The following is a 1,830-nucleotide window of genomic DNA, read 5'->3' as shown; positions in this document are numbered from 1 at the left end:
CGCCAGAATATTAGTCTGGAACGCGATATCCTCGATGACCTTGGTAATGCTGGCAATCTGGCTGGACGCGGAGGCCACCCCGGCCATGGCCTCTGTGAGCTGTTCCATGTGCCGGTTTCCGGCAGTGACGCCTTCGTCGGACTTGCGAATGGACTTTGCCGCAGAATCCACCATGTCCAGGTTTCCCCGGGCTTGATCCGAGATGTGCTCCACCGTGGCGCCCAGCTCCTCTACGGCGGCGGCCTGCTCTGTGGAGCCGCTGGCCAGCGCCTGCGCGCCGGCGGAAACCTGCTCGGAGCCGGTGGACACCTGCTCCGCAGCAAGGCCTATGTTGCTGAGCGTATCGCTGAGCTTGTCCCGCATCTTCCGGATGTTGTCCAGCATGGGACGGTAGTCCCCCACGTAGCTGTCCTCCGCCTGAGAGTCCATGGCAAAATTGCCGTCGGCAAATGCCTCCAGCTCCCGGGAAAGGTCGCTGATAATCGCCTTCAGCGTGTCGGACATTTTGCGGGAGGATTCGGCCAGCACGCCGATTTCATCTCTGGAATCCACGTCGATATGAACATCAAGATGTCCCACGGACAGCTTTTCCGTGGCCTCCACCACCACACGGATGCGCCGGGACAAATTTCGGGCAATCAGAATCCCGATGAGCACCGCCAGCACCACGCCGATTGCGATGGTCACGCTCATAACAGCCTCGGTCACCTTCACCTGCCGGTCCATTGTCTCAACCTGCTGGACGATATACGCGTTATTATAGTCGATGGCAGCCGTGATGCTCTCTTCAACTGCCTCTCGAGTTGTGCTAACCTCATTTGTCAAGACAGAATAGCCTTCCACCCAGTTATCCGGCTTCATTCCGGGTCCTTCTACAAATTCATCCCGTATTTTCTGAAACGCCTGAAGCCTTGACTCCATTTCGGCAATCAGCGCCAGCTCTTCTTCAACCTCTTAGGCATCATATTTGACCAGCATCGCCTTGTAATCCGCAAGCGCCTCCTCAATCGTACTGTCGATATCGGAAAGCTCGGTTCGGACCCCCTGCTTTTCCTGCTGCGTTCCTGCCAGCAGAAGCTTATAAAGGTTGCCCCGGATTTTTTGGTTGGCAGAGCTGATTTTCTCAAGACATTCCAGCGCGGCAGTCGAATCCTGATAAGCAATTTTATAAGACGTCTCCACACTCTCCAGACTAACAATTCCAATCGCACCGATGATGCCCGCAATCAGCGCCACAATTAAAAATCCACCTGTGACCTTTGTTGCAATTTTTAAATTTTTATACCATTTTCCCATATATTTTTCCCCTTTATCTTTTTTAAAGCTGTTTCCACTAATTCATTGCGCCACAACGGCGTGTTGCCTTTTGTTAACTCGCCTCTTTCCTTTTTGGATGTGTGCTTTCCTTAATTTTGGAATCTATGCATTCCAATTTTATCATATACAATACGATAAAATCAACAAAAGTATTTAAAGGATTTTTAAATACTTCCGGAAGGGGGCTTATATGTCGGAGAAACTCAAACAAGACATTTCCATGGGAATCAATTTAAAGCGGCTTCGAAAACACGCACGCCTCTCTCAGGAGCAGGTCGCCGCAAGCCTTGAGTTGATGGGCTTATCCATCAGCCGGGAGGTTCTTTCGCAAATGGAGCGGGGCCGCTACAATATCAGAGTGAGTGTCCTGCTTGCCCTGAAGGAACTTTATCATGTGGAAAGCTTTGATGAATTTTTTCAGGATCTGCGCCTGAAATAGCCCGCTTTGCCGCCGTTCCTCACTGGCGTCCTTGTAGGCACCGGGATATGAGCAAGACCGTCCGCTGTATGCAT

Annotated in this window: 3 protein-coding genes; 1 reads left to right on the top strand and 2 read right to left on the bottom strand. The window is 51.7% G+C overall.

Annotated elements, in window-relative coordinates; genetic code table 11:
* A partial coding sequence (locus B2W96_RS08665) for a methyl-accepting chemotaxis protein (RefSeq protein WP_293009891.1) occupies positions 1–861 on the bottom strand: 861 nt, incomplete at its 3' end.
* A 93-nt stretch (positions 862–954) separates the two neighbouring features.
* On the bottom strand, positions 955–1,296 hold the full coding sequence (locus B2W96_RS08660; protein ID WP_293009890.1) for an MCP four helix bundle domain-containing protein: 342 nt from the start codon (positions 1,294–1,296) through the stop codon (positions 955–957).
* A 211-nt stretch (positions 1,297–1,507) separates the two neighbouring features.
* On the opposite strand from B2W96_RS08660, the gene B2W96_RS08655 reads away from it, so the two are divergent.
* Positions 1,508–1,756, top strand: a complete 249-nt coding sequence (locus B2W96_RS08655) for a helix-turn-helix transcriptional regulator (protein ID WP_293009889.1) — start codon at positions 1,508–1,510, stop codon at positions 1,754–1,756.
* Positions 1,757–1,830 lie beyond the last annotated feature (74 nt).

This window comes from Oscillibacter sp. UBA6647 (genome assembly GCA_002455655.1).
GTDB lineage: Bacteria > Bacillota > Clostridia > Oscillospirales > Oscillospiraceae > Oscillibacter.
This window is presented reverse-complemented; position numbering and strand designations above follow the sequence as displayed.